At 42.0% G+C, this 26,108-nt stretch carries 31 protein-coding genes and 1 pseudogene; 16 read left to right on the top strand and 16 right to left on the bottom strand.

Going from position 1 to position 26,108, the window contains the following annotated elements:
- Positions 1–155 precede the first annotated feature (155 nt).
- The 7 genes from V7L05_RS21490 to V7L05_RS21520 all read right to left on the bottom strand — a co-directional run bounded on the left by V7L05_RS21490 (position 156) and on the right by V7L05_RS21520 (position 4,953).
- Positions 156–818, bottom strand: a complete 663-nt coding sequence (locus tag V7L05_RS21490; protein ID WP_335166951.1) for a hypothetical protein — start codon at positions 816–818, stop codon at positions 156–158.
- A 41-nt stretch (positions 819–859) separates the two neighbouring features.
- Positions 860–1,354 carry a DUF29 domain-containing protein gene (locus tag V7L05_RS21495; RefSeq protein ID WP_335166952.1) on the bottom strand — a complete coding sequence of 165 codons (495 nt, stop codon included), beginning with the start codon at positions 1,352–1,354 and terminating at the stop codon, positions 860–862.
- A gap of 69 nt (positions 1,355–1,423) precedes the next feature.
- On the bottom strand, positions 1,424–1,726 hold the full coding sequence (locus V7L05_RS21500; RefSeq protein ID WP_335166954.1) for a type II toxin-antitoxin system RelE/ParE family toxin: 303 nt from the start codon (positions 1,724–1,726) through the stop codon (positions 1,424–1,426).
- Complete coding sequence (locus V7L05_RS21505; protein ID WP_335166956.1) at positions 1,723–1,989, bottom strand: ribbon-helix-helix domain-containing protein; 267 nt, start codon at positions 1,987–1,989, stop codon at positions 1,723–1,725. The genes V7L05_RS21500 and V7L05_RS21505 overlap by 4 nt, the downstream gene beginning before the upstream one ends.
- A 267-nt stretch (positions 1,990–2,256) precedes the next feature.
- Complete coding sequence (locus V7L05_RS21510; protein ID WP_335166958.1) at positions 2,257–3,843, bottom strand: glucose-6-phosphate isomerase; 1,587 nt, start codon at positions 3,841–3,843, stop codon at positions 2,257–2,259.
- 112 nt (positions 3,844–3,955) lie between these two features.
- Entirely contained in the window at positions 3,956–4,213 is a 258-nt protein-coding gene (locus tag V7L05_RS21515) for a cytotoxic translational repressor of toxin-antitoxin stability system (protein WP_334946187.1), read from the bottom strand.
- A 542-nt stretch (positions 4,214–4,755) separates the two neighbouring features.
- Positions 4,756–4,953 (bottom strand): hypothetical protein, encoded by a 198-nt coding sequence (locus V7L05_RS21520; RefSeq protein ID WP_335166960.1) that lies wholly within the window; start codon positions 4,951–4,953, stop codon positions 4,756–4,758.
- A gap of 124 nt (positions 4,954–5,077) precedes the next feature.
- Here V7L05_RS21520 and V7L05_RS21525 point away from each other — a divergent pair, with 124 nt between their 5' ends.
- The 6 genes and pseudogenes from V7L05_RS21525 (at position 5,078) to V7L05_RS21550 (ending at position 9,684) form a co-directional block, all read left to right on the top strand.
- Positions 5,078–5,428: a hypothetical protein gene (locus V7L05_RS21525; protein ID WP_335166962.1), complete on the top strand. Its 351-nt coding sequence runs from the start codon at positions 5,078–5,080 to the stop codon at positions 5,426–5,428.
- Between the two features lie 59 nt (positions 5,429–5,487).
- Positions 5,488–6,621 (top strand): branched-chain amino acid ABC transporter permease, encoded by a 1,134-nt coding sequence (locus V7L05_RS21530; protein WP_335166964.1) that lies wholly within the window; start codon positions 5,488–5,490, stop codon positions 6,619–6,621.
- Entirely contained in the window at positions 6,611–7,393 is a 783-nt protein-coding gene (locus tag V7L05_RS21535) for an ABC transporter ATP-binding protein (protein WP_335166965.1), read from the top strand. The genes V7L05_RS21530 and V7L05_RS21535 overlap by 11 nt, the downstream gene beginning before the upstream one ends.
- An 84-nt stretch (positions 7,394–7,477) precedes the next feature.
- Positions 7,478–7,618: a type II toxin-antitoxin system HicA family toxin gene (locus V7L05_RS21540; protein WP_335167085.1), complete on the top strand. Its 141-nt coding sequence runs from the start codon at positions 7,478–7,480 to the stop codon at positions 7,616–7,618.
- Positions 7,619–7,735: 117 nt separating this feature from the next.
- A complete protein-coding gene (locus tag V7L05_RS21545) occupies positions 7,736–8,905 on the top strand; it encodes an acyltransferase family protein (RefSeq protein WP_335166966.1) in 1,170 nt (389 codons plus the stop codon).
- A 203-nt stretch (positions 8,906–9,108) separates the two neighbouring features.
- A pseudogene (locus V7L05_RS21550) lies at positions 9,109–9,684 on the top strand (Uma2 family endonuclease).
- A gap of 93 nt (positions 9,685–9,777) precedes the next feature.
- Here V7L05_RS21550 and V7L05_RS21555 read toward each other — a convergent pair.
- Complete coding sequence (locus V7L05_RS21555) at positions 9,778–10,368, bottom strand: Uma2 family endonuclease (protein WP_335166968.1); 591 nt, start codon at positions 10,366–10,368, stop codon at positions 9,778–9,780.
- 149 nt (positions 10,369–10,517) lie between these two features.
- Here V7L05_RS21555 and V7L05_RS21560 point away from each other — a divergent pair, with 149 nt between their 5' ends.
- Complete coding sequence (locus tag V7L05_RS21560) at positions 10,518–11,252, top strand: Uma2 family endonuclease (protein ID WP_335166970.1); 735 nt, start codon at positions 10,518–10,520, stop codon at positions 11,250–11,252.
- A 14-nt stretch (positions 11,253–11,266) separates the two neighbouring features.
- Here the strand turns inward: V7L05_RS21560 and V7L05_RS21565 are convergent, their stop codons facing one another.
- The 3 genes from V7L05_RS21565 to glpX all read right to left on the bottom strand — a co-directional run bounded on the left by V7L05_RS21565 (position 11,267) and on the right by glpX (position 14,460).
- Positions 11,267–11,827 carry a DUF2087 domain-containing protein gene (locus V7L05_RS21565; protein WP_335166971.1) on the bottom strand — a complete coding sequence of 187 codons (561 nt, stop codon included), beginning with the start codon at positions 11,825–11,827 and terminating at the stop codon, positions 11,267–11,269.
- A gap of 100 nt (positions 11,828–11,927) precedes the next feature.
- Complete coding sequence (locus V7L05_RS21570) at positions 11,928–13,214, bottom strand: glutamyl-tRNA reductase (RefSeq protein ID WP_335166973.1); 1,287 nt, start codon at positions 13,212–13,214, stop codon at positions 11,928–11,930.
- 208 nt (positions 13,215–13,422) lie between these two features.
- On the bottom strand, positions 13,423–14,460 hold the full coding sequence (gene glpX / locus V7L05_RS21575; protein WP_334824591.1) for a class II fructose-bisphosphatase: 1,038 nt from the start codon (positions 14,458–14,460) through the stop codon (positions 13,423–13,425).
- A gap of 355 nt (positions 14,461–14,815) precedes the next feature.
- Here glpX and V7L05_RS21580 point away from each other — a divergent pair, with 355 nt between their 5' ends.
- The 7 genes from V7L05_RS21580 to grxD all read left to right on the top strand — a co-directional run bounded on the left by V7L05_RS21580 (position 14,816) and on the right by grxD (position 19,345).
- Entirely contained in the window at positions 14,816–15,388 is a 573-nt protein-coding gene (locus V7L05_RS21580) for a DUF981 family protein (RefSeq protein ID WP_335166975.1), read from the top strand.
- A 186-nt stretch (positions 15,389–15,574) separates the two neighbouring features.
- Positions 15,575–15,886, top strand: a complete 312-nt coding sequence (gene grxC / locus V7L05_RS21585) for a glutaredoxin 3 (RefSeq protein WP_335166976.1) — start codon at positions 15,575–15,577, stop codon at positions 15,884–15,886.
- A gap of 403 nt (positions 15,887–16,289) precedes the next feature.
- Positions 16,290–16,775, top strand: a complete 486-nt coding sequence (gene tadA / locus V7L05_RS21590) for a tRNA adenosine(34) deaminase TadA (protein ID WP_335166978.1) — start codon at positions 16,290–16,292, stop codon at positions 16,773–16,775.
- Between the two features lie 118 nt (positions 16,776–16,893).
- The gene (locus V7L05_RS21595; RefSeq protein WP_335166980.1) at positions 16,894–17,649 is read left to right on the top strand and encodes a lysophospholipid acyltransferase family protein; all 756 of its coding nucleotides are present in this window, start codon (positions 16,894–16,896) and stop codon (positions 17,647–17,649) included.
- A gap of 197 nt (positions 17,650–17,846) precedes the next feature.
- A complete protein-coding gene (locus V7L05_RS21600) occupies positions 17,847–18,455 on the top strand; it encodes a hypothetical protein (RefSeq protein ID WP_335166981.1) in 609 nt (202 codons plus the stop codon).
- Between the two features lie 226 nt (positions 18,456–18,681).
- Positions 18,682–18,939, top strand: a complete 258-nt coding sequence (locus V7L05_RS21605) for a BolA family protein (protein WP_292763501.1) — start codon at positions 18,682–18,684, stop codon at positions 18,937–18,939.
- Between the two features lie 82 nt (positions 18,940–19,021).
- Complete coding sequence (grxD, locus tag V7L05_RS21610; RefSeq protein ID WP_334946157.1) at positions 19,022–19,345, top strand: Grx4 family monothiol glutaredoxin; 324 nt, start codon at positions 19,022–19,024, stop codon at positions 19,343–19,345.
- A gap of 277 nt (positions 19,346–19,622) precedes the next feature.
- Here the strand turns inward: grxD and V7L05_RS21615 are convergent, their stop codons facing one another.
- The gene (locus V7L05_RS21615; protein WP_292837705.1) at positions 19,623–19,871 is read right to left on the bottom strand and encodes a DUF6761 family protein; all 249 of its coding nucleotides are present in this window, start codon (positions 19,869–19,871) and stop codon (positions 19,623–19,625) included.
- A gap of 692 nt (positions 19,872–20,563) precedes the next feature.
- Between V7L05_RS21615 and V7L05_RS21620 the strand changes: the two genes are divergently transcribed.
- Positions 20,564–21,337 (top strand): response regulator transcription factor, encoded by a 774-nt coding sequence (locus tag V7L05_RS21620; RefSeq protein ID WP_335166984.1) that lies wholly within the window; start codon positions 20,564–20,566, stop codon positions 21,335–21,337.
- 81 nt (positions 21,338–21,418) lie between these two features.
- Here the strand turns inward: V7L05_RS21620 and V7L05_RS21625 are convergent, their stop codons facing one another.
- The 4 genes from V7L05_RS21625 to V7L05_RS21640 form a co-directional block, all read right to left on the bottom strand.
- A complete protein-coding gene (locus tag V7L05_RS21625) occupies positions 21,419–22,186 on the bottom strand; it encodes an ABC transporter ATP-binding protein (RefSeq protein ID WP_335166986.1) in 768 nt (255 codons plus the stop codon).
- Positions 22,187–22,231: 45 nt separating this feature from the next.
- Positions 22,232–22,798, bottom strand: a complete 567-nt coding sequence (locus V7L05_RS21630; RefSeq protein ID WP_335166987.1) for a hypothetical protein — start codon at positions 22,796–22,798, stop codon at positions 22,232–22,234.
- Positions 22,799–22,835: 37 nt separating this feature from the next.
- Positions 22,836–23,297, bottom strand: a complete 462-nt coding sequence (locus V7L05_RS21635; RefSeq protein WP_335166989.1) for a DUF4079 domain-containing protein — start codon at positions 23,295–23,297, stop codon at positions 22,836–22,838.
- Positions 23,298–23,503: 206 nt separating this feature from the next.
- Complete coding sequence (locus V7L05_RS21640; protein WP_334946147.1) at positions 23,504–23,899, bottom strand: DUF1830 domain-containing protein; 396 nt, start codon at positions 23,897–23,899, stop codon at positions 23,504–23,506.
- 587 nt (positions 23,900–24,486) lie between these two features.
- Between V7L05_RS21640 and V7L05_RS21645 the strand changes: the two genes are divergently transcribed.
- Complete coding sequence (locus V7L05_RS21645) at positions 24,487–26,079, top strand: photosystem II high light acclimation radical SAM protein (RefSeq protein ID WP_335166992.1); 1,593 nt, start codon at positions 24,487–24,489, stop codon at positions 26,077–26,079.
- Positions 26,080–26,108: the final 29 nt, after the last annotated feature.

Consider the following 26,108-nt stretch of genomic DNA (forward strand, 5'->3'; position numbering starts at 1 on the left):
AAACCGCGTCTACACAGGCAAAACTCACATCCGTGGGTTAAGAAATCTTAATTTTTTCTTAGTCCGCGCAGGCGGTCTACCCTTCGGGAACGCCAAGGGCGAACGTTTGTAAAGCTTGGGCGAATTCTATTCGCCCAAGCTTTACAAACATCTACTTAGCCTTTCTGCAATTTTCTGATTTCTGCTTGCACATCGATCGCAATTTGCAATGATTGATTGAGCAGTTGAGCATATTCGCCTGCTTGACTACTAAGTTGTAAAGCTTGCAGACTGGCTAAATTATTCACAAATAACTCTTGATTATTAGCAAGCAATTTTTTATTATCTCGCAAAATTCGTTCCGTTTTCAGAGCGCGGACTAAATCTTCTCTAATCAGTTGCAGGGCGGCGGTGACTTGATCTCGGTCATGGATGCTGCTTTCTACGTTTCCTGATGCTGCCAATTGGTCATTAATATCTATAGCGTGGATCAGGTCATGATATTTATCAACTTCATCTAAAAGTATTGTCAGTCCTTCGGGACAGGTCAATTGTCGCCAGAGCGATCGCCCAACTAATATCGGGATTGGCACTAAAATTAGTAAAAGAATTCCGAGTCGAATTGAAGAACCAATAGTTGGCAGAATAATAAACGCATAAACAGAGCCAACAATTATTGGCGTTAGCGCCAGCGTCACCAGCATTTCATTGATAAAAAACCCTAATCGCTTCTTACTATCTCGCATAACAGAGGGTCGAAAAACGTCTTCTGGATCGAACCCAGTCAAACGTCTCAGTTCCCCCTTGCTAATTTCCAAGCCTATTAAATCCGGCTGCACTGCTGGATAACTCCTATGGAAGCCCAAGTTAAGTATCTATTTTAATCGGCTTTACCGTGATGATTGTGGTTATATTCAGGAAACCAGTTTTCATCTAAAATTTGTTCTAAAGAACCAAGAAGTACAACAGGGAATGTATCGATGGGAAGTTTTGAGCGATCGCTTGCTTCTGATCTTGCATCTTGATAACATTCATCAAATATTTCTAAAATATAAGGTTTTAAGCTAGGACTATCTTTAAGAGCTTTTTTAATCTCTCTGCGAAAAGTCCTAATTTCTCCTTTCCAATGTCCTTCATTAGGTTCTCGTTCTTCATCCCAACACTTGAGTTTTAGTAGATATTCAAGAAGCTTAATTAATAAACTTTTAATTGTTCGCTTCTCGCTTCTACCCATAGTTTCTAATTCTTCTAACAAATTATCTAAATCAACAGATAAAAATTGCCTAGCGCGAAGTTGGTTAATGGTTGTCTTAAGCCAAAGGTAATAATCTTGGTCGTATAAAGTCTGAGATTTTTGTTGTATTTCTGTTAACATACACTTTTTAAACTCCGATTATTTGTATTAGACACTGTGTGTTTTATACATCAATGATAATACACCAACTTACTCATCTGATTCTGCAAATAAAGATTCCAAGTTTTGATAACCACTAACTACACGGACAATTTCAATTCCACTATTTATAACTCGATAAAGAATAATGTAATTATCCAAAGGAACACCACGCAAATCAGGTTTAATATTTCCGTAGCTGCGTCCCATATTGGGGAAATTAGCTAAATATTTACACTTTTTATCAAACTTTTCAACAAAATACTCTCCAGCATCAATATTTATCCTGACAAAGTAATCAATAATTTCTGATAAATCCTGACTGGCTTTTGGAGAGATAATATGTTGCTTCATCCTTGTAATTCTCTCGCTTGACGCAGTTTTTCTCGCAATTGCTCAACTACAACTTCTCCATCAATACCTTCCCCTCTATTCAGTTGCTCGATAGCAACCTCAACTTTTTCACGTGTTTCTTCAACCCACTGCTGATAACCCTTTTCCCACTCTAATAGCAACTTCAATGCTTTACTAATCACTTCTTCGGGATTCGCATATCTACCTGTAGCAATTTGCGCTTGGATAATTTGCTCTAGTTCAGGTTTAATTTGGATATTCATGATTTATATTCCAGTTTATTGACAGTTTTAACCTGATTGTAACAACATTTAAAGTCAGTTGAAGAAGAATTCAGAAGCCAGAATTCTATTCTGGATTCTGGCTTCTGAATTCTGAATTCTGAATTCTTCTTCGGTAATTACGAATTACGAATTATACAGTGAAGCATCCTAGACTGAAGATATCTCTTCTATCTAGAATGCTTCACAATAAAAAATTGTTGCTGATACAACAATTAGGGACAAAATGTGATATTTAAACTAGAGCTATCAGCTAGCAGAAACTGTCAAACTACCGGGTTTCTGAAGATCACCTTGGAAAACCACACCTCGCTGATTGGCATGGATATGACGCAAAATCTTGTAAATTGCCTCAACTTGCTCTGATGCGCCTGCCTTAGAAGCGAGTTCGTCAAGAGAAAGGGGAGTTTTTTCTTTTTGTAGCACTGCTACCACTCGTGTTTGCAAATCCAGAATGGTGGCGGCAGCTTTTTTGCCAGCTTCTACCCCTGGTTGATGGTAGGCGTTGACGTTGACTAAACTAGCGTATAAACCAACAGCGCGTTCATACAAAGCAATTAATGCCCCGACAGTTCGGGGATTAACTTGGGGAATCGTGACTGTAATCGAATCACGATGATTTTCATAAAGCGCTTGTCGGGTTCCTTGGAGAAAACCGGAAAGATAATCGCCTGACGTAACTCCCGGATCTATTTCAGTGGATGGCCCCTGACGATCTTCCAAGACTTCGATGAAGGTAGCAAAGAAATTCGCTACACCCTCGCGTAACTGCTGGACGTAAGCGTGTTGATCTGTTGAGCCTTTGTTGCCATAAACGGCAATGCCTTGATGGACAACGTTACCGTCTAAGTCTTTTTCCTTGCCCAAGGATTCCATCACTAGCTGTTGCAAATAGCGACTGAATAAAAATAAGCTGTCCTTGTAAGGTAGGACAACCATATCTTTTTCGCCCTTTCCATTGCCCGCAAAGTACCAAGACAAAGCGAGTAACGCTGCTGGGTTATTTTTCACATCTGGGACGCGGGTAGCGTCATCCATTTCTTTTGCACCATCTAGGATGGCGCGAACATCAATGCCTTGCAATGCTGCTGGTACTAGCCCCACAGCAGACATTTCTGAGGTGCGTCCTCCTACCCAGTCATACATGGGAAATCTGGCCAGCCAGCCTTCATCTTTGGCTAGCTTATCGAGGTTGCTATCAACGCTGGTAATCGCTACCGCATATTGGGCAAATTCTAAATTGTGTCCAGCGTAGGCTTTTTTAACTTCAATCATGCCGTTGCGAGGTTCCGGCGTTCCCCCAGATTTGGAGATTACCAATACCAAAGTGCTGTTGAGGCTATTTCGCAGATGATTGAGAACGCGATCGATTCCTGCCGGATCGTTGTTATCGATAAAGTGAAGTTTCAGGGGCGGGAAATCTGGAGCGAGGGCTTCGGCGACGAATTGGGGTCCGAGGGCGGAACCACCAATTCCAATGGAGATAATATCCGTGAAGCGGCTGGCTCTGGGAGGATGAATGGCACCTGTTTGGACTTTTTCGGCAAAGGCTTCGATTTGTTCTAGGGTTTGGACAATTTCTTGTGTAAGTTCTGGAGTTGGCGCTAAATCAGGATTTCGCAGCCAGTAATGTCCAACCATGCGGTTTTCGTCGGGATTTGCGATCGCACCCTTTTCTAGTTGAGCCATATCCGCAAACGCCTTCTCAAACTTCGGCTGCAACGAATCCACGAAGCCATCATCGAACCGTATTCGACTCACATCTAAGTACAGTCCTAATCCCTCGTGGAAATATAACCAGTTTTGGTATCGTTGCCAAAGTGCCCTAGCATCCATAGGGAAATCTCAAATAAAGTGTTTTTCAAAAACCAGTTTAATGTAAGGTTATAGCAATCCCTGCCTAGCCTTATACTGTTTACAGTTTTAAGTATTCGCTTAACTCCTCTGGTTAAACATCTGGCATAGGGATGACACGCAGAAATTTTACAATTTCACCCCTGATTTCTATACCAATCAGATAATTATCGAGGGTGAAGCGGTGAAAAATGCCTTCACTATTAAGCTGTCGTAGTTCTTTTAAATCACTCAGCTGCCACTTTTGGGCTAACTCAACAAAGACAAAATCATGCACCCGCTCGTATGCAGCAGGTTCTAAATTCTTCAGGTCTAGCAAAAAAGACCTTGCATAGCGTATTTCTAGAGTCACTAGGCGTTACCTAACTAAAACTTGAGGGACGACACCAAAAGAGTGGTGAGTTGAAAGTGCTGAGTCAAGAAGTAGTACTAAGACTTACAATTCAGCACATGGATCTAAAATCCTCTGGCTTTAGCTCTAAATAAATAATAAACAAATTTCTTCCTAACTAATCCCTTAGCTTTAACTATGGGCTACCACTCAGCACGGACTAAACAACAGCTATCCGCTAACAGCACTAAGTAGGTAGGCGTAATTAAACATAAGATCAAACCCAATACTGCGTAGGTTTTGAGTCGATCCCCCCAACCCCCCTTTTTAAGGCTACGGTGTACACACATCTCTACACACTATGCAAAACATCGTAAGATCCCCCTAAATCCCCCGATAAATTGGGGGACTTTGAGAGAGAATTTTTTGCCCCCCTTTTTAAGGGGGGTTGGGGGGATCAAAAGGCTGTGGGGCAACCTGACAAGACTTGTGTGTACACCGTAGAGGCAGGGTGAGGTTTTATATTTAATTTGACCCACTTACTTACTAAAAGCACTGCCAAATCAGAAAAACATCAACAGTCTTACCGCTTCTTCATGGGTTAAGATATCCCACGGTTGCTGCGATCGCTTAACTTGTTCTATGGCTTTGAGCATATAAAAGTCATAATATAAAGCTTCGAGAACGTCCCAAATGTCTTGCAAATCCTCATCGGCTAACTGCTCGATTAAGTGATGCATTCTAAGTCGCAGCAAATTCATACGTTAATTATTCCCTACAACCCAACACCAACAATAAATAGTATTCCCAAAAAATTAGCACCGCTTAAGCTACGCTAAAATTTATTGCCTAGAGCTTCGATTCAGCTAGCAAGTTTCCGAGAACATGGCGCTTGCACCTTTAAGCTTGGCGATCGCACCTCTGAGCTTGGCGATCGCACCTCTGAGCTTGGTGCTTGAACCTCTAAGCTTGGCGATCGCACCTCTGAGCTTGGTGCTTGAACCTCTAAGCTTGGCGATCGCACCTCTGAGCTTGGTGCTTGAACCTCCGAGTTTGGCGATCGCACCTCCGAGCTTGGCGCTTGAACCTCTGAGCTTAACTCCTAACGGGAGCATCTCAATGAGTGTAAAAAGCCTTGTAAAACCTCACCCCAACCCTCTCCTTGGTAAGGAGAGGGAGCAAGAATCTTGTTTCTCGTCTGGTATATTTGCTTTGACTGAGATGCTCCCCTCCTAACTCCTGTACAGACGCGATTAATCGCGTCTCTCCCTACTCCCCACTCCCCACTCCAAAACATGGTTGAATATCTCATTTTCTTAGCAATTTCTACAGCACTTTTCGCTCTATTCGGACTAGGACTCAATTTGCAGTGGGGCTTTACCGGGTTAATTAACTTTGGTCATATTGCTTTCATGACTCTCGGAGCATATACAACCATATTGTTAAGTTTAAAGGGCGTCCCCCTACTGATATCGGCAATCGCTGGGGCAATTGTCGCCGCCTTGTTGGGTTTGATAATTGGTTTTGCGACTCTACGCTTGCGGGAAGATTATCTGGCAATTGTCACCATCGGTACAGGGGAACTAATTCGTTTGGTGGTAAATAACCAGGAATTACCTGTAGGTGACACCTGGATTTCTGGGGCGTTTGGCGTACAAAGTTATCGCATACCCCTATCTACAGAGCCAAATTTGTTTGTCAAACTTGTGATGATTGGGCTGTTGACCTTACTAGCTGCCGTCACTTTTTTTACCTTATGGCGATGGATTCGTACCACCCAAAAATCTCGTACTACTGATTTAGGCAAAAGGATAACTAGCAAACAAGAATTTGCGTCGCGCTTAGGTGTGGGAATTGTATTAGCAGTTTTGGCAGCAGCGATTTATATTTCTGGGGTGATTGGACTGTATAATTACAACCCAAAAGCGGGTCTAATGCTGGTGTTGCTGTTGGTTTTAGCATTTGTATACTGGCGGTTAGAAATTTTGGTGCGATCGCCTTGGGGTAGAATTCTCAAAGCGATCCGCGAAGATGAAGAAATTCCCAAGGCGCTGGGAAAAAATGTCTTTTGGTATAAATTACAATCTCTCATGCTTGGAGGTGCGATCGCCGGGATCGCTGGTGCTTTCTTGGCTTGGCAACTGGGTGCAATTTACCCTGATAATTTCCAACCGCAGATCACCTTTGACACTTGGATTATGGTGATTTTAGGTGGTTCTGGGAATAATGTTGGCACAATCTTAGGCGCGGTGATTTTCTTTGCTTACGATGCGCTGACGCGGGAAGTCTTACCCAGAATCGTTTCCCTTGATGAAGCACGTTTAGGTGCATTTCGGATCATGGTAATCGGACTAATTTTGATGGTACTGATGATTTGGCGACCTCAAGGTATTCTAGGGAAAAAGGAGGAACTCACTCTTGGTAAATAACCAGTCATCGCCACTTCCCCTTTTGGTAGCCACTGGACTTTCTAAAAGCTTTGGTGGTATCAAAGCAGTTCATGAGGCGAAAATCGAAGTTCCTAAAGGCAGCATCACAGGCTTGATTGGCCCCAACGGTGCTGGTAAAACTACTTTATTTAACTTACTCTCAAACTTCATCCGCCCAGATAAGGGACGAGTGATTTTTGACGGCGAACCGATTCACAACTTGCAACCGTATCAAATCGCCCAACAGGGAGTAATCCGCACTTTTCAGGTTGCACGGACTCTCTCGCGGTTGTCGGTGTTAGAAAATATGCTGCTGGCGGCGCAAAAACAAACTGGTGAAAATTTTTGGCAGGTGCAGTTGCAACCGCACGTTGTCGCTAAAGAAGAAAAGGAACTCCAAGAGCGAGCAATGTTGCTATTAGAATCAGTGGGTTTGGCAAAAAAAGCACACGATTATGCTGGTGGTTTGTCTGGTGGACAACGCAAGCTGCTAGAAATGGGACGGGCGCTGATGACTAATCCCAAGTTAATTTTGTTGGATGAACCAGCTGCTGGGGTGAATCCGAAATTGATAGATGATATTTGCGATCGCATTATCACTTGGAACCGTCAAGACGGGATGACCTTTCTGATTATTGAACACAATATGGATGTGATTATGTCCTTGTGCGATCGGGTTTGGGTACTTGCCGAAGGACAGAATTTAGCCGACGGTACACCCGCAGAGATTCAGAGTAATCCCAAAGTTCTAGAAGCTTATTTGGGAAAATAAACTTATATGAAATGTCTAAATAATCTTGGGTAAAAGGCAAATTAGTATATGCCCAAGAAAATTAGAGAACTGAAAAGTTTATGACTGCGATCAGGGTTTACCTATAAACCGGCAAAGGGAAGTCATAGCAAATGGATACATCCAAAGTTATCTAAAGCTATTATCATTGCTGGTAAAGATGGTAGTGACGCTAAACCATATTTAGACAGGGTTATTTCGTTCTAGATAGAAACCGCCCAGAACTGAAGTTCCTTTTCTTATAGCTAAAGTCCGTTAAAACGGACTGACTGAATAACTGCCTACCCCTGATTATTGAGCCGATACTAGTTATGAGTCAAATACATGAAACAATCACGACAAGTACATCTTGATTCATTAAGGGGAATTGCAGCACTGATAGTTATTATTGTTCATTATCTTGCCGTATTTTACCCTTATACTGTATTTGGAAATCAAGGTAGTTATCTGCAACGCGCAGATTGGGAAAATATATTCTTTTACCCACCATTTGGATTGATTGTTGCTGGGCATTTTGCAGTTTGCCTATTTTTTATATTAAGTGGCTATGTGCTTAGTTATAGTCATTTAGGGGATCTCCAGCGAAAGCAGAAAATACTAGTTTCAATTATAAAACGCCCCATAAGATTAGGTGGTCTTGTTTGGTTTACAATTATCTGTGGAGCGCTGTTGTGGCACTTTGGGCTATTTTTTAACGTTGCAGTTTCTGATTTAACTAGCTCAAAACCATGGGTCAGTCATTTTTGGGGGGATAGCTTCAATTTCAAAGCGTTTTTTATTGATTTGGCATTTTCATCTTTCAGCAAAGGCACTATTTACAATCCACCACTATGGACTATAAAAAAAGAATTATATGGGTCGATAATGGTGTACCTATTTTTATTATTGTTAGGGAGTTTTAAGTACAGAATTTTAGTTTCTACCTTACTAGTTATCTTATTTAGAGATAGCCTTTATCAGGGTTTTTGGATTGGTTTATTAATTGCTGACATAATGAAAACTTACTCTTCCTCAATAAAGTTTCCAAAGATATATTGCTACTTGTTGCTAATATTATTTGTTTATTTATCATCGTACCCACATTATGTAAATCAAGATTTCCTTGGAAGCACAATATATAAATACCTACCTGATGATAAAGGCTTTGCCGGTGGGTATCCTATGATTTCGGCATTGTCTCTTTTTTTATTGGCAATATCAAGCAACCAACTTAAGAAACTTCTTAACTTACCTTTCCTTCAATTTCTTGGCGGAATTTCATATGGTTTGTATGTCATTCACTTTCTAGTAATCGGCTCTTTCTCCTCTTGGTTGTTTCTATCTTTAAACAGCTACTTTAGCTTTAATATTTCTTTTTTGCTTACCCTATTGTCAGGACTGCCATTTATTATTTTTACAGCATACTTAGCAACCAAGTATGTGGATAACCCTTCAATTAGACTTGCCGACTATCTTGGTAACAAAATAATTTTATTACTAATTTATCGCCCGTAAAAAAAATGATACTGCGCGACTAATAATGTGAACCCCTCCTCAAACCTCTGCCTATGTGGGAGAGGTTTTCATTCTTGCTCTGATTCGCTGGTAGAAAAGGGCTTGTGGCTGAGGTTTGAGAGAAAGTCCCACAGGCTGTCAAATCTTCGGAAATTTGACTCGTGTTAAAATCAAGTCCAATATAATAGTGGAAAAAGCTTTTTATGTCAATGATGACAGTCAGAGATTTAGAGCAAGTTCAAACAGCTTTTACCGAAGCAGGTTTAGATTACCAGCTGGAACTCGAAAATGGGAAAATTTCAATTATCGGCCCATCAGATATTGTATCCAGCGAAATCAGTAGTCGTCTCATCGCCTTTCTCTTTGCTTGGATAAATCCTCGTCGCTGGGGAAGAGTGTTTGATTCTGCTGGCGGTTTCATTATGCCAGATACAAACCTCAAAGCACCCGATGTTTCCTTTGTTCGCGCTTCCCGACTTCTCCAAAGTCCGCGTTACTTTGGCGAACTTGTGCCTGACTTGGTGGTAGAAATTAAATCTCAGAGCGATAAAATTAAACTTATAGTAGCCAAAATTCTGAAATTTATAGAAGTAGGGGCGATCGTCGGCATTCTGATTGATCCCGATGAATAGACAGTTACAATTTATCCCTCTACAGGCGAACCGACAGTTTTAGAAAATGGCGATACTTTAACGATACCAGAACTTTTTCCCGGTTGGGAATTGCCCATTACTGAATTGTGGCCTCCTATCTTTACCGAGGAAGAAACACAAATTTAGTTAAGAACTTTGGTAGTCAACTTTCGTAGTGGCGGGTCACAATCCCCGACTGAAAGATTGCTGAATTCTGAATTCTGGATTCTTCTTCAATTTTTAATCTTCGTTATTTTCGGCAAAATTGACTTGTTCGTAAAGGTCGCGCAATTCAATTTTAAAATCAACCGTTTGCAGTGATAAAGTTGCAGATTCATGTTCAAATTCAGTGAATGACCATTGACTTTCCGCAGTTTTTATATACTGCATCACATGATACTGATATTGGTCAATTAAAATATATTCCTTGAATTCTGGAATAGAGCGATAATAAAGAAACTTATCGCCTTGGTCATAATTTTTAGTCGATTTAGATAAAACTTCAGCAATTAACATTGGGTTCATAACCGTTGTTGTGCTGGTTCCTGTATAAATAGGTTGTCCCTGAATCACCATCACATCGGGATATGTATGCTGCCGATAACGGGGTATCCACAAACGCACATCACCAATATAAACATCATAATTTTTACGCTTTAAAGTAGTTTTTAAGGATGCAGCTAAATTCAAAGCAATTTTATTATGATTTGTAGTGCCACCCGTCATCGCTACAATTTCTCCATCACGGTATTCGCTTTTATATTCTGCCTTTTGTTCAATTTCTAAATACTCTTCAGGTGTGTAATATAATTTTTGTGTTTCTAACTGCATAAAGATACAACCTACGATTGTGCGGCTAATTTTTTTTAATTTTTTTAATTATATTACCATTTTAAAGTGCTGTCTGAAGTTAGTCGGCTACAAGTTTTATGTGAACTGTCCTAAACTATGAGAAAATCGAAGAATGGAGGCGTAGCATTATGGTAATCACTCCCAATACCGCATCTGAGGTCATCTACCCCGAAAGCGACGGAGAACCAATGGCGGATAATACCAAGCAATTTCGCTGGATAGTAACTATTAAAGAAAATTTAGAAATTTTCTTTGCGTCGCAACCAGATATATTCATCGCTGGAGATTTATTTTGGTATCCAGTTGAAGGCAATCCTAATATCAAACAAGCACCTGATATTCTAGTAGTGTTTGGTAGACCCAAGGGAGATAGGGGTTCTTACAAGCAATTTGAAGAAGATAACATTCCGCCACAGGTGGTGTTTGAAATATTATCTCCTGGTAATACAACTAAAGAAATGGCAAAGAAACTCCTGTTTTATCAACGCTATGGAGTTGAAGAATATTACATTTACGACCCAGACCGAAATGAATTAACAGGTTTTCTGCGCTCAGAAGATTGGTTACAAGAAATTAACCAGATTTACGGGTGGATAAGTCCCCGTTTGGGAATCCGCTTTGAACTCACCCCACAAACTCTAGAAATATATTGCCTTGATGGATATAAATTTCTTACAGCTGTTGAGCTTGACCAAATACGTATACAAGAACGTCAACGTGCTGAACAAGAACATCAACGTGCTGAACAAGAACGTCAAGCCAAAGAAGTAGCTCTCCAACAACTGGAGGAAGAACGCCAACGATATCAAGATTTATTGACACGACTGCAAGAACGGGGAATTAACCCAGAACAACTGTTGTGAAACATCTTTCATATCTATGTTGTACGCGAATAAACCCCATTCTCTCGCTGCATTAACTGGCTAGCAATCAACTCTCGCCGTAGGGTAGCGCAATCAGGATGGTAGCGTTTGAGAATATCATTAACTGTGCGTTCTGGATACTGAACCCCAATCTCAAATTTACTTGCCAACCACTTGAGAATCACTAAGCGCTTTTTGCGACTAGCGGGGATTTCCTTGAGATATTCGCCCTCGAAATAGTTTTTTAATACTTTGCTTTCCCAAGCTTCAGTATCCACATCCTCTATCAAAGATGCTATTTTCTCAGGTGTGAAAATTTCCTTACTGATACTTTGCAAAGCCTCGCTATCCAATTGATATAAACGGCTATTACCATCAGGGCGCATTGTCACTAAATTTAGCTCCTTAAGTTTCCCTAAATGATGGGATACCGTCGGTTCCTTGAGTTGCAGTAGCACCGCCAATTCTTCGACGCTGCACTCCTGATTCGCCAAAATGCCTACAATCTTCAATCGGCTATCATCCGCTAATGCCTTGAAAAAGCGCAGTAAGATGTTAAATTGCTCTGGTTGCATAACTAACTTCTAATTAGATAGATGTCTAATTAGAAGTATATCTAATTGAAAAGCTAAAATCCCCGACTTCTCAAAGAAGTCGGGGATTTTGTTATTCAGTTTAACTAAACTGTTCCTCTGCATCAAGGTTAAATAACATTTGCAGAGTTTGCATACAGCGCCTTCTGGCTTCAACATCTTGCTGCGATCGCAATTGCACCATCGGATCATGTAAAATTTTATTGACAATTCCCCGTGTTAATGCTTCAATCACCTCTTGATGTTTTTCCGCGAATTCCGAACCCAATCTCGACAAAGCTTTTTCTAACTCTTGTTCGCGGATGGTTTCGACTTTATTTCGCAGACAGCTAATTGTGGTTACAGTTTCCAGACTGCGCCACCAAATATCAAAAGCTTCCACTTCTTCTTCTAAAAGTCGCTCGGCTTCCTGTGCAATCTTCCGACGGCTTTCGTAGTTTTGCGCTACTACTGCCTTCAAATCATCCACATTAAACGCCTGCACATTTTCCAATTCATTCACATCCACATGAACATTACGCGGCACAGAAATATCAAATAACATCAGAGAGCGCTGAACTTCTAAAACCATTTCCAATTTGGCACGGTCAAGTATTGGCTCTGTTGCCGAAGTACTTGTAAACACCAAATCACTATCGGCAATCACTGCCATCATTTCCGATAGGGGATGAATTTGGATCGGTTGTTGAGGGAACTGCTTTGCTAATTCTTGGGCGCGATCGCGGGAACGATTTACAATACTAATTTGCACAGCACCTTTAGAAAGTAGGTGTTGCACCAGCAGCCGCGACATTTTACCAGCACCCAAAATTACCACTCGGCAAGCAGCTAGATTTGCCACTTTAATCTGTGCTAACTCCACAGCTGCCGAACTGATAGAGACAGCGCCAGTACCAATACTAGTTTCAGTGCGAACCCGCTTCCCAGCTGTCAGCGCTTGTTTAAATAATCGATTCAAAATGGTTTTTATACCGTTATATTGCTGCCCCAGTTTGTGAGTAGTCTTCACCTGAGCCAGAATTTGACCTTCTCCGAGTACGAGGCTATCTAAACCACCGGCTACCCGCATAACGTGCATCACTGCATCATCATGTAGCAGCATAAATAAGTGTTGTCGCAGAGAAAGCACGGGCAATTTACTGTATTCCGCAAGAAACTGAGTTATTTCTCGAATACCTTGGTCTGTTTCACTGGTAACAATGTAGATTTCCAGACGGTTACAAGTGCTAAGAATTGCAACTTCGTCAATATGGGGATAGCTAGCTAATTGAGCGATCGCACTTTCAATTTGTGGTTCTGGAATGCTCAGTTTTTCCCGGACTTCTACTGGGGCTGTTTTATGGCTTAATCCCACCACTGCTATATTCATTTGCTAAATCGTAGTTACTAGTTGGTAGTTGAGAATAGAGTATTGAGTGAGAATAGGGAATGGGGAATTTTTGTTTATTGGTTGATAGTTTTTCCAACCAACAATTAATCACTAACTACTAACTACTAACTACTGTAAGGGTAAAGCATTTAAAGATTTCTTTCCAAATGCTTCGCCCCTACTTTTATCATTCCCCATTCCCTAAAAATTAATTCAGTTGGAGAGTCTTGGGTTCACCAAACATGTGAATTGTATCAACAAATCGAGCAGTTTTCGACTGGTTGGAAATTACCAAGCTTTGAGTTCTTGCCCCGCCCTTGAAGAAACGCACACCTTGCATGAGATTACCACTGGTAATGCCGCTAGCAGCGAACAGAACAGTTTTACCAGATGCCAGTTCATGAGCATCATAGACCTTATCGGCGTCATTGATATTCATAGACTTTAAACGATCAAGGTTAGCTTCTCTGCTTTCTCCAATCAGACCTGTTTTGACTACAGCTGGATCGTAGATCAATTGACCTTGGAAGTGTCCACCCAAAGCACGCATTGCTGCTGCCGAAATTACGCCTTCAGGAGCCGCACCGATACCCATCAGCGCGTGGATATTAGTTCCAGCAAAACCACAGCTTATTGCTGCACCCACATCACCGTCTGAAATTAGGGCGACTCTAGCTCCAGCCTCACGGATTTCTTTAATCAAATCATTGTGGCGTTCGCGCTTCATTACTACTACAACAAGTTCATCAATACCCCGGTCTAGACACTCAGAGAGAATCTTCAGGTTTTCCGTTGCTGACTTGTTGATATCTACTTTGCCTTTAGCTGCGGGAGGTGCTGCTAACTTCTTCATATAAAAGTCAGGAGCAGCAAATAATCCCCCCTTTTCAGAAATTGCCAACACAGCCATCGAACCAGGTTGTCCATAAGCTACCAAGTTCGTACCTTCACAGGGGTCAACAGCGATATCAATTTCAATTAATTCATCAGGGTTACACAAACTTTCGGCATTTGGTTGGGTACAGATACCAACTTCTTCTCCGATGTATAACATCGGCGCGTCGTCGCGTTCGCCTTCCCCGATGACGATGCGACCGCGCATATGAATTTTATTCATCCGCTCGCGCATCGCTTCCACTGCTACCTGGTCAGCAATGTTTTTTTCGCCTTTACCCATCCACTTCGAGGAAGCGATCGCGGCTTGCTCTACTACTTCAATAATCTCTAACCCAAGTGTATTTTCCACAGAGTCCACCCTCTCAACTGCTTGAATTTCCGTCGTTTTATCTGGCTATTTCAGACTTCAAGTCTACCAAAGGGCGGATACACCTGGAAGAAAGTTAAGTTTTACTGCTAACTGGTTAAAAAAGTGCCAGTTAATACATCCTTATTTTTTACTCTATCAACTACTCCAGTATAAAGCGTGTTCAAAGGTAACTAAGTTAATAACTGGCACAAATGGCTAGCAGTGTATATTTAGAATATTGCTTGTCTTCAGGTATAAAATAATAAAGAAAAAAGCTGGGAAATTCCTTAAAAACTCAAGAATGAGCGAAAAACGAGGCGCAGAGTAAATAGCTTGTCAAATTAAGAGGTGAATCGTGTTTATCGACTACATCACACTAATGTTGATCAATATGGTAGCTGGATTATTTCTACTGGCTGACTATGTATATCGGGGTATAGATAGTCCTAATCAAAGACAGTGGATTCCGGGATTTGGAATTACAGGCGCGATCGCACTCACAACTGGGTTACACATGAGCTTCACCTGGCCAGTAATCGGTAGCTTCAACATTGCCTTCGGTGAGACAAGTGTCTTATTTGGTATCTTATTTGTTGCGGCTGCGATCGCACTTGCTCAAGGTTGGGATTTATTCACAATAGCAGTTTATGGTTTCTTTGCTGGCGTAGTTGCGATCGTAGTCGGTATCCGCATCCTCAACTTGAATTTGACCAAGCAACCGCTTTTGTCAGGAATCGGCTTTATTTTAACCGGATTAGGTGGTATTTTTGCAGCCCCAACACTCCATTGGAAAACCAACCGAACTTGGCGGCTAATTGGCGTAGCAGTGCTGATAGTAGCCGCTTTAATTTGGGCATTGACTGGATATTTGTCTTACTGGAATCATTTAGAGAGTTTTCAAAAGTGGGTTCCAGCCCCAATGCGGTAAGCAATGGTAGCAATGATCTAGGCTAAAGATATATAGGAGGACTCCTATTTGATTTTTGAACAAATTAAGTACTAATCGAAAAGGCTTATTACCTACTCCCCACTCCCTATTCCCTACTCCCAGCCTACGCAAGTCAGTTCAATAATCAAAGCGGATTACTATAGTTAAAACCTTGCTTAAGAAAATATGCTGGACTTTCTTAATCCCCTCTTAAATCGCCATCCAGAGCGAGTCAAAGCCAACGTCGAACTTTACACATGGCAAACTTGTCCATACTGCATTCGTGCCAAAATGCTGCTGTGGTGGAAAGGTGTAAATTTTACTGAATATAAAATCGACGGCGACGAAGTAGCCAGAGCTAAAATGGCAGAACGCGCTAACGGACGCCGCAGTGTACCGCAAATTTTTATCAATAACCAGCACATTGGCGGCTGCGATGACCTCTATCAGCTAGACACACAAAGTCAACTCGATCCCCTTTTAGCCCAAGCCTTCTAGAACACCAACTCAGTAATCCTGAAAGAACCTCTCCCCCAACCCCTCTCCGTTTCGGCTACGGTGTACACACAAGTGGGAAAACCTTATCCAAATTGACTCTCAACCCACAAATAAAAACCTCACCCTTGCCTTACCAAGGGTAAATCTTTCCCTCTCCTTACTAAGGAGAGGGACAGGTTTTGCGTAGCAGAACCAGGGTGAGGTTTTTCAAGATTTTTGGGTAATTTGATGACTTGTGTGTACACCGTAGCTCCGAAACGGAGAGGGGAGTTTTTCTTCCCTATGGTACAAGGGGTAAAATTCAAAGCCTCTCTCCGCTTGCCTGACGGCAGGCTGACGCCAACGGAGAGAGGTTTGGAGAGAGGTCAGAATATTAACTTGCACATCGCGTATTGATCAGAATATGCTAACTAAGTATACAGAATATCTTATACATCAACAATGGATGAATTATGCCCTAGAATTAGCAAAAGCAGCAGGTGATGCAGGTGAAGTCCCTGTAGGTGCTGTTATCATTGATTCAACCGGCAAATTGCTAGCAGAAGGAGAAAACAGAAAAGAGCGCGACAAAGATCCTACCGCTCATGCGGAAATTCTCGCTCTCAAGAGAGCTGCAACAACTCTACAAAACTGGCATCTTAATGAATGCACCCTTTATGTAACTCTCGAACCTTGCCCGATGTGTGCAGGTGCTATAGTACAAGCGCGTCTAGGACTACTTGTATATGGAGTAGACGATACAAAAACTGGCGCAATTCGTACAGTTATTAACATACCCGATAGCGCTGCTTCTAATCACCGTCTCCAAGTAATCGGAGGTATTCTAGAGTCAGCTTGTCGTCAGCAATTACAGGTTTGGTTTGCCACTAGGCGGGGTAAGCGAAACTAACGGACAGAGGTAAAACTGTCCATCTAGTACGACACAAGTCACCCAAGAGAATCTACGGTGTAGTAACTAATCAGGCTTCTCGTGAAATTTTACGCGTAAATCAGCTGCATCCGTCATCATGGAATTTTACTCTTTATCCGATACCTGTCAGCACACACCAGCAAATCCTCAGGTAGATCATACTACCTCAAAGGTTTCTCCTTGGTTAAGCCCTCTGGCATATTTATTAGGGCGTCACTGCGTATTACCATTATTCTTTGGGCAAATTAGAATAACCGGACAAAAAAATATCCCCACAACTGGGCCTGTGATCCTTGCGCCTACCCATCGGGCGCGTTGGGATGCATTGCTCGTACCCTATGCTACTGCTAATTGTCGCAGAGAACATGATTTGCGCTTTATGGTGACTATTGACGAATGCCAAGGTTTGCAAGGCTGGTTTGTCCGACGTTTAGGGGGGTTTCCTGTAAATTCTAAGCATCCGTCAATCCGCACGCTGCGACATGGAGTAGAGCTACTTCAGCAGAAAAAAACCCTGGTCATCTTTCCAGAAGGTAACATTTTTCGTGATGGGCAAGTTCACCAGTTGAAGCCGGGAATTGCTCGTCTTGCTTTGAGTGCTGAATCTAGTCATTCCGGGCTGGGAGTAAAAATCATCCCCATAGGCATTAATTACAGCCAACCTTATCCAAATTGGGGTACAGATGTGAGTATTCACATTGGCTCCCCAATCAGAGTAACCGATTACAAGAGTGGCTGTATAAAACAAGATGCCAAAAGCATCACAGCTGATTTAGCAAAGGCACTGCAACAATTAAGCCATCAAGAAACAAAAATTACTAATCACGCATTTGCAGAAATCACTAATTCTTGATCTCGTCCGTAGGTATCGCTGATCAGAAGGATTTAAGTTAGTTACTATACAAGGGTAATGGGAACTCTATTAAAGCGATTTTTAGTCTAAATCAGAGATACTTAGGATGTAGCTTTGCTTTGTCCAAGACCAAAACAGAGTTAAGATACCCGAAGTTTCCATAACTTTTTTATCTAGTTCTCGCACTACTTGATCCCATGAACACTGCTGTCGCTGTTACCTTGATGCACCGTACTTTTTTATCAGTCATAGCAGTCCTCAGCCTGCTATCACCTGTGAATGCTCAGGTATCACAGTCACCAGGCACTACCAGCCAACCACAACCGATTGACCCCAACGATCCCAATAACCTTCGCCCCATAACCCAAAGTAACAGCATTTTGAGCATTGAAGGCGGCGATCGCTTACTCAAAGAGGCAGACCAAGCCGTTTCTGCTCAAAACTACCCCTTAGCTGTTAAGAAACTGCAAGAAGCACGTCAAGTTTATAATCAGTTATCTAATTTTTATCAAGAGTTAAACTCTAGCTTTTCGGGAATTGACAATCGGGTTTCTGATTCTCAGCGTCAAAAAGCTCTATTAACAGCCCAAAAACGAGATGAAGCCACTTTTCAGCTAGCATTGGTACATCGGGCACAAAATCAGCCAGAATTAGCCGTACCGTTGTTGATTCAAATAATTAAGAGTCAAAACCCGACGCGGGATTTAGGCAAGAAAGCCTATAAACAGTTATTTGAATTGGGTTTTGTTGATTCTCCCTATCCCAGAGAAGCTGGTAATTCATCTTCCTCATCTCCAAAAAAATAAAGGTTTTCCCCATTCCTCCCATCCTTCACATCCTTCTCTCCCTGAACAACACCTTGAAACGCCCCAGTGTTAGGATAGAACTATCCACCGTAGCCAAAACCTGAGCGTTCTCAAAAATACACCTCAGAGGCGCATTTATCCCCAGCCTTGACAAAAGCTGAAGTTGGCACAGGTATTTGCTCTATATCTGTTAATAATAGAAAAGTAAGTTGTTTCAGGAATAGCGATGATTAGTCCGCAGCAGGTTGAGGCAATGATCAAGGCGGAACTGCCAGACGCCCAGGTTCAGGTGCAAGACTTGACTGGTGGCGGGGACCACTATCAGGTAACAGTTGTTTCATCGCACTTTGCAGGTAAGGGGCTGGTGCAGCAACACCAGTTAATTTATGGTGCGTTGGGGCAAGCTATGTCAACTGAAGCGATTCATGCCTTGGCAGTAAAAACATATACTCCCGAAGCTTGGCAAGCGACAACAGCTTCGTAAACATAGAGTTAGGAGTTATAAGTTATGAATTTTTAACTCCTCACCCGCGATCGTCGAATGCAACATAGGAAATACAAATATCATGACACCAGAACTCAAACAGAAAATTGATAACTTGCTAGAACAGAACAAGATTTTAGTTTTCATGAAGGGAAACAAGTTAATGCCCCAATGTGGTTTCTCCAACAACGTTGTGCAAATTCTCAATACTTTGGGAGTTCCCTTCGAGACGGTCGATGTTCTATCAGACTCTGAAATCCGTCAGGGAATTAAAGAATACTCTAACTGGCCGACAATTCCCCAAGTGTATATCAATGGTGAATTCCTTGGCGGTTCTGACATCTTGATTGAACTGTACCAAAAAGGTGAATTGCAGGAAAAGGTAGAAGTCGCATTGGCTTCGTAACTAATTCGTAATTCGTAATTCGTAATTCGTAGTTAAGAATTCAATTACGAATTATTTTAATAGGTTGCTGACAAAAATATTTCACCTGTCTTTGAATCGATTTCAGGTTATTTCAACAATCCCCTCAGTCACATTGGCAAGACCAATATAGGGCTGAGGGGATGCGTTTTATCAATATAATATCTCACACCACCCCAACCCGTTGACCAATACAGATAATATGCTATAATTATCTGCGGTAATTAACGGTTACTATCAATGACCAGGTAAATGGTACTTAGTAGTAATCCGGCTGTGGCTGTGGTTGCGGGACTGCAAAATTTGATCCATCGTACAAGTAGCGGCTGGCTTCCTCTTCTAAACGATGAATCAGAAAAGGTTCAATAATGTTGCCATGTCGCAGTGCGGCTAGATATCCATCCAAATACATCCGCATATCATCCGTGCGATAACCGCGATTCCATAACTCGGCGAAGGCGTCGGTGAGTCTTTGGTAATAGCGGATGGTTTGTGTGTCTTGGAGCATAACTGCTGTATTAATCTCTCTGGAATGAGAATTGTAAATGATTCAGGCTCAAATGTGAAGTCTAATTTCACTTTGGCATCAACTCAAAGTCAACACATCTACTTTGGGTAGTACCCTCCTAGCAGCTACACGCTACTTTAATCCTATTCCAGAAAACATAGATTCTAGTTAGCTGCTAAGTTATTTTTATGATTTTCATCCTCAACAGCCCAATTGTATTGATGTTATATTCGGGGATGTGGCCACTAATTTTTGCGAAAAAATTAGTGCCCAGGATCAGGTTGAAAAGCTGTTGTAGTAACGGTTCGCTGGTTGGGTTATAGATAGAGCAGAATTCAGAATTCAGGAGTCAGAATTCTGAAGTAAAACAGCTTTTACACCAGGGTTTGAGAGCTTTGGTTGTGTAGCTCACTTTCCTTTCAATGCGCTGTATTTGCCACATTACACCCATCTAAAACCACAAAATGTTAAGCTAAAAGAACTTTTAATAAGTCTAACAACACTTTCGATAAATTTAATAAAAATTTAATAATATTTCTAATCGCCTTTCCGCAAGGCACAAATTAAAGATATTGCCACTCTTTTTATGAGGAAATGTAAAGCTAATCGCAATTGAAGTAACAAAGGCTACAAAACCTTAGAGATGGGCTTGTTACTTTGAGAGTCTATCGACGCTAAGGGGTCTTGCCACCGTGGGTTCGGTTTGTATAGAAATCATTGAGGGGAATCCCCATCTGAGGTCGTTGTTGGGTTGGCACTTACAACAACTTGAATACCGTGTGCATCAAGCTGCCAGCATTTATCAAGCAAGGGAAGTATTTTTAAGCCATCAACCAACACTGGTTGTCTTGGATGCAGACCTGCCTGATGGTGATGGCATTGAGTTTTGTCGTTGGTTGCATCGTCAGCAGCAGCCTCTAATCTTGATGCTATCTGCCCGTAATAATGAAGGTGATATCGTCGCAGGTTTAAAGGCGGGTGCAGATGATTATCTGAGCAAACCCTTTGGGATGCAAGAGTTTTTGGCACGGGTAGAGGCGCTGATTCGCCGGAAGCGCACACCTACTGCACCAGCTTATTTGGATTATGGCACTTTGCAAATCGATTTAGTTCAGCGCCGTGTCCGCTTCCAGGGTGAATTCATCGACTTAACGCCCCAAGAATTTAGTTTGCTGTACGTTTTGGCACAAGCTGGGGGAGTGCCTCTGAGTAGGTCGGAATTGCTGCGTCGTGCTTGGCCTGACGCTATCGATAACCCTCGTACCATTGATACTCACGTTTTGTCGCTTCGTAAAAAGGTTGAACTTGATCCCCGGCAACCCAACTTGATTCAAACTATCCGCAATGTAGGATATCGTTTTAACATGGAAATTTTGAATATCAATATTTCACAGTCACAAACAACAAAGTTAGGTAGAGAGAGATTTAATAATCAACGTTCGACACTTAGTAGTAGTCAAGTGTAATGGGAGTGGGGAGTGGGGAGTGGGGGGGATAAGGAGAATAACTCATGTCCCCTGCTCAATGACGATTGACTCATCCAAAATTTAAAATCCAAAATCGTCTTGAGCTTCTGCTTTAATCAAGCTTTCTCGTAATTGAACCCAGTCTATCTCAGAGACTCTTTGATTTGCCAATAAATGACCTTGCTGTAGGTGTAATAATCGAGTGCAAAACATCTGTGCTAGTTCCAGTTGGTGATTTACCATCAGAATCGTAGTTTGATGAGTTTGACTTAACTGGATTAAGACTTGTATCAGATTAGAAGCAGTACCAGCATCAAGAGCAGACGTTGGCTCGTCTAATAATAATATTTTAGGCTGGATGACTAAGGCACGAGCGATCGCTACTAATTGTCGTTGTCCCGCAGATAGTTGCACCTCTGTTCGCCCTAACCATTCATTGGGAATGTGTAGTTGTTCTGTCCAGTGACTGACTCGTTGCTGAATTGTCTGTTTTGGCAAACCACGCAAAACTAAAGGATAAGCCAAGGCTTGCCCAACTGTCATCCCCAACAGCTTTGACTCTTGCAATACAAGTACAAGCATTTGGCGTAGCTGGATGACAGGAATTTGGCGATATTCTTGATTTTCTAGATAGATTTTGCCACTCGTGGGTTCAATTAGGCGGTTGAGGAGGTATAATAACGAAGTTTTACCAGCGCCAACTGATCCCAAAATGGCAATGCGATCGCCCTGGAATACCTCCAAAGAAATATCTTGCAATATGGGGTATCCCTGCTGATTGCCGGGAAGTTGGGTTTTCAGCTTTGTAAACAGATTAACTTGCTCTAGCCTGAGTGTGACATTATTCAAGGTGAGTGGGGAGTGGGAAGTAGGGAGAAAGAATCAATGCCAATTTTAAGTTAATTGTCTGGTAGTTAAGGCTGTAGCGATCGCCCAGCCATCGACTAACAGTAACAATAGCGTAAATCCCAGTAGAATCAAGTACATCCACGGCTGTGCTAAAGGGCGAACATCAGTGGTATCAATGCCTGTCTTTGCTTGGACAATTTGCACGAAACGGGCAAATCCGGCTACACGCATTGGTAGTAAATAAGCTTTCCCATCCTGGCTGACGAAGTAATAAACTAGCCCTCCTTGACCAGTGGTGCGGGGTTTTAACTCTTTCACCTCTGACCAAGGTAATAACCAGCCTTTACGAAAAAAGCGAGGTACCCAGGCGGGGTAAGTAACCTGGATTCCCTGGTTATCTACCATTACTTGTTCAGTCAATACGGCATACAAGGCAACTAACCCGATGCTAATCCCTAGCCACAATAATCCTGGGGGTACGGGTGCAGCTGTTACCTGCGATAAGAAGGGTAATGGAACTGTGAGTGCTATGTATAGACTCAGCAGCGTTATCCGAATCAAAGGAGACAGACGAAAAATAGAAGTTGAGATATTGGCTGAGTTTGCTATCACGGCTCAATTACAATACTTTTCTTTATTGTCTGGTAGTTTAGGGTAAATACTTTTGCACTACAATCCAACCAGTAAAGGATACCCAGGCAAATCCTACAAACAGAATAATATTTACGCCGATGTGTAAAGGTCTAGCCCAAGGTCTTCTGGCACTAATTTGCGTGGCGCTGAAAGCAGACAGTAAAACTAATGCTACCACTATCAATCCAGCGATTAGGTGTGACGAGTGACCTAAAGAACCAAAGTGACCAAAAGTGCCAACAATGCCGATCGCCAGCAATAATAGCACTAAACCTACCATGCTGATGCCCATTGTATAGTGGAGCGATCGCACCTCCTTATTTCCGCCCAGAAATGGGGTAATAAAAGGGAATTGCTGCGAAGTTCTCGCCCGAAACATCCAAACGCCGGTGACTGCTAACATCAGATATGCCAGCAGGGACAATCCCATCGACCAGGCGGCTATTTTCCACAACCAAAGAAATGAAGGCAGATTCATAAGATTGATTGTAGCTGGAGAGTGGGGGAGATGGGGGAGATGAGGGAGATGAGGGAGATGAGGGAGAGTGAGAATTTTAGATTTTAGATTGAAATTTAATCCAAAATCGTCAATCCAAAATCCAAAATTGAATTGCCCAATGCCCAATAAATAATCAACAAAAAGGGCTGCATTAGCAACCCTCAAATTTAGTAAAATTGTTTTTTTTAATCAACCGATGCTAAACCAAGGATTTGTAAGGGTTTTGTAGTATCTCCGATTTTTGTATTAATCTGCTGCATTATTGCTTGGGTATTAATAGGGTCTTTCCCAGATGATGAGTCTGTATCAAACTCATAAGTACTGGGTTCATTGAGCATCAGGCGATCGCACGGTATTTTATCGGATAAAATTGAACTTGCCATCATCCCTGTATGAATCTCCATTTGACCTTTTCGCGGAGCTTCAAAGACTAAACGCTGTCCTGGGAAAACAACCCTTTCAAAGTACCAGTTGGGGATATTGCAGATGCGAGCTACCTGTATTTTGCTCGTGGCATTAATGTAGCAGCAGAGAATTTTCCCCGATTGCTCAGGTGGTAGAGGATCTAATATTTGAGCCATAACTGCTGAGGAGCTTTACGCCACAATTTTACATTACACTAGCCAAGCCTAGCACCCACTGATCCCCACTTGTTGTAACTGCGAATACCAACTCAAGTCTTTCTAGATTTTTTCTACCTAAAGATATATGGGAGGTTATAAAAATTTTGTAAATATTTATGCTTTTTCTACAATTTTATACTATATGAACATCTTTGAGTTTTTAATCTCTGGCAAAAAACCTTTAACTTCTTGAAGGCAGATAATTACAGAGTAGGTATGGTGAAGATCCCCTTAGCTTGAGCCTAGTTCAGGAGTGTATTTTTATCTTTCATCTATCCCACGATTAAAAGCCTGGGATCATCGCTTAATGAATAAACTCAATGTTATCGTAAAGCTATATGAAAAATTTCTTCATAAAGCCTCTCTTGATACCCGGCGTTTGGTATGCAAAGCAATTTTATTGATTCCTACATCTGTGAACACAAGTTTCGCACTTATCAATAATCGGCTTCAATGTCAAGCAAGATTATCAGAGATTAAGAGTAGCCAAAACAAAAACACGCTTTCAAACTGGATTTATCTCGCTTTCCCCAAAGATTGGCAAGATGGAAGTCAAAATACCTATGATGGAAAATCGAATTCTTTACGTTCGCCTTCCTTGTAACCCTATCTTTCCCATTGGGGTTGTCTACTTGAGCGATCATGTCCACAAACAGTTTCCCAATGCCGAACAGCGTATCTTTGATTTGGGAACAGTGCCACCTTTAGATTACGCTACCGCCTTGGATCGCTGTATCGATGAATTTAAACCGACACTGTTAGTATTTTCTTGGCGAGATATTCAAATTTATGCCCCAGTTGGCGGGCGTGGTGGCAATCCACTACAAAACGCTTTTGAATTTTACTACGCGAAGAATCCTCTATTGAAACTACGTGGTGGATTCGGCGGTTTACGAATCTTCATCGCTTACTATGTAGAGTTATGGCAAAACCAAGGCTTAATCAAACGCGGTTTAAAGCGTGCCCAAAAATATAATTTTGATGCTCGTGTAGTTGTAGGTGGTGGTGCAGTTAGTGTATTTTATGAACAGTTGGGTAAAAGCTTACCTCAAGGGGCAATTATTTCTGTGGGTGAAGGCGAAACTCTGCTAGAAAAACTTTTAAGTGGCAGAGATTTTCGAGATGAACGCTGTTATGTTGTCGGAGAAACTCAACCACGGAAACGGCTAATTCACGAACAACCCACCCCACTAGAAAAAACAGCTTGTAACTACGACTATATCGAAAGCATCTGGCCGGAATTTAACTATTACCTGCAAGAGCAAGACTTTTATATAGGTGTACAAACTAAGCGTGGTTGTCCTCACAACTGTTGTTATTGCGTCTACACTGTTGTGGAAGGGAAACAAGTACGCATCAACCCAGCAGATGAAGTAGTTGCTGAGATGCGCCAATTATACGATCGCGGCATTCGCAACTTCTGGTTTACCGATGCCCAATTCATCCCAGCGCGAAAATTTATCGACGATGCCATAGAACTCTTGCAAAAAATCGTCGATTCTGGTATGACAGATATCCACTGGGCAGCTTACATTAGAGCCGACAATTTGACACCCCAGTTGTGCGACTTGATGGCGAAAACCGGGATGAACTACTTTGAAATCGGGATTACCAGTGGTTCTCAAGAACTCGTGCGGAAAATGCGGATGGGGTATAACCTGCGAAACGTCTTGCAAAACTGCCGCGATTTAAAAGCAGCTGGTTTCAACGACTTAGTTTCCGTCAATTACTCCTTTAATGTGATTGACGAACGTCCCGAAACCATCCGCCAAACCATCGCCTACCACCGCGAACTAGAACGGATTTTTGGTGCTGATAAAGTCGAACCTGCCATCTTCTTTATTGGACTACAACCCCATACTCATCTAGAAGAATACGCTTTTAAAGAAGGCATCCTCAAACCAGGATATGATCCAATGAGTTTGATGCCGTGGACAGCCAAAAAACTCCTTTGGAATCCCGAACCCCTTGGTTCATTCTTTGGTGAAGTCTGCTTGCAAGCTTGGCAACAAAACCCCAACGATTTCGGACGCGAAGTCATGAAAATCTTAGAAGAAAAACTGGGTTGTGCCGACTTAGAAGCAGCACTTACAGCACCAATTGAGACGAAAGAAAAACAGTTAGCAGGTGTATCCTAGAAAACAGGAATTCTGAATTTCTCCCCTCT

The organism is Nostoc sp. (genome assembly GCF_036917755.1).
In the GTDB taxonomy this organism is placed as follows: Bacteria; Cyanobacteriota; Cyanobacteriia; order Cyanobacteriales; family Nostocaceae; genus Nostoc.

Excerpts from the sequence above, each read along its gene's own strand:
- V7L05_RS21565 (WP_335166971.1), bottom strand. The coding sequence starts at position 11,827 with ATGCAACCAGAGCAATTTAACATCTTACTGCGCTTTTTCAAGGCATTA.
- grxD (WP_334946157.1), top strand. The coding sequence starts at position 19,022 with ATGACACCAGAACTCAAACAGAAAATTGATAACTTGCTAGAACAGAAC.
- V7L05_RS21605 (WP_292763501.1), top strand. The coding sequence starts at position 18,682 with ATGATTAGTCCGCAGCAGGTTGAGGCAATGATCAAGGCGGAACTGCCA.
- V7L05_RS21560 (WP_335166970.1), top strand. The coding sequence starts at position 10,518 with ATGGTAATCACTCCCAATACCGCATCTGAGGTCATCTACCCCGAAAGC.
- V7L05_RS21525 (WP_335166962.1), top strand. The coding sequence starts at position 5,078 with ATGGCGCTTGCACCTTTAAGCTTGGCGATCGCACCTCTGAGCTTGGCG.
- V7L05_RS21510 (WP_335166958.1), bottom strand. The coding sequence starts at position 3,843 with ATGGATGCTAGGGCACTTTGGCAACGATACCAAAACTGGTTATATTTC.
- V7L05_RS21570 (WP_335166973.1), bottom strand. The coding sequence starts at position 13,214 with ATGAATATAGCAGTGGTGGGATTAAGCCATAAAACAGCCCCAGTAGAA.
- V7L05_RS21545 (WP_335166966.1), top strand. The coding sequence starts at position 7,736 with ATGAAACAATCACGACAAGTACATCTTGATTCATTAAGGGGAATTGCA.
- tadA (WP_335166978.1), top strand. The coding sequence starts at position 16,290 with ATGCTAACTAAGTATACAGAATATCTTATACATCAACAATGGATGAAT.
- V7L05_RS21555 (WP_335166968.1), bottom strand. The coding sequence starts at position 10,368 with ATGCAGTTAGAAACACAAAAATTATATTACACACCTGAAGAGTATTTA.
- V7L05_RS21500 (WP_335166954.1), bottom strand. The coding sequence starts at position 1,726 with ATGAAGCAACATATTATCTCTCCAAAAGCCAGTCAGGATTTATCAGAA.
- V7L05_RS21495 (WP_335166952.1), bottom strand. The coding sequence starts at position 1,354 with ATGTTAACAGAAATACAACAAAAATCTCAGACTTTATACGACCAAGAT.
- V7L05_RS21640 (WP_334946147.1), bottom strand. The coding sequence starts at position 23,899 with ATGGCTCAAATATTAGATCCTCTACCACCTGAGCAATCGGGGAAAATT.
- V7L05_RS21600 (WP_335166981.1), top strand. The coding sequence starts at position 17,847 with ATGAACACTGCTGTCGCTGTTACCTTGATGCACCGTACTTTTTTATCA.
- V7L05_RS21520 (WP_335166960.1), bottom strand. The coding sequence starts at position 4,953 with ATGAATTTGCTGCGACTTAGAATGCATCACTTAATCGAGCAGTTAGCC.
- grxC (WP_335166976.1), top strand. The coding sequence starts at position 15,575 with ATGCTGGACTTTCTTAATCCCCTCTTAAATCGCCATCCAGAGCGAGTC.
- V7L05_RS21595 (WP_335166980.1), top strand. The coding sequence starts at position 16,894 with ATGGAATTTTACTCTTTATCCGATACCTGTCAGCACACACCAGCAAAT.
- V7L05_RS21505 (WP_335166956.1), bottom strand. The coding sequence starts at position 1,989 with ATGAATATCCAAATTAAACCTGAACTAGAGCAAATTATCCAAGCGCAA.
- V7L05_RS21645 (WP_335166992.1), top strand. The coding sequence starts at position 24,487 with ATGGAAGTCAAAATACCTATGATGGAAAATCGAATTCTTTACGTTCGC.
- V7L05_RS21635 (WP_335166989.1), bottom strand. The coding sequence starts at position 23,297 with ATGAATCTGCCTTCATTTCTTTGGTTGTGGAAAATAGCCGCCTGGTCG.
- V7L05_RS21530 (WP_335166964.1), top strand. The coding sequence starts at position 5,488 with ATGGTTGAATATCTCATTTTCTTAGCAATTTCTACAGCACTTTTCGCT.
- V7L05_RS21615 (WP_292837705.1), bottom strand. The coding sequence starts at position 19,871 with ATGCTCCAAGACACACAAACCATCCGCTATTACCAAAGACTCACCGAC.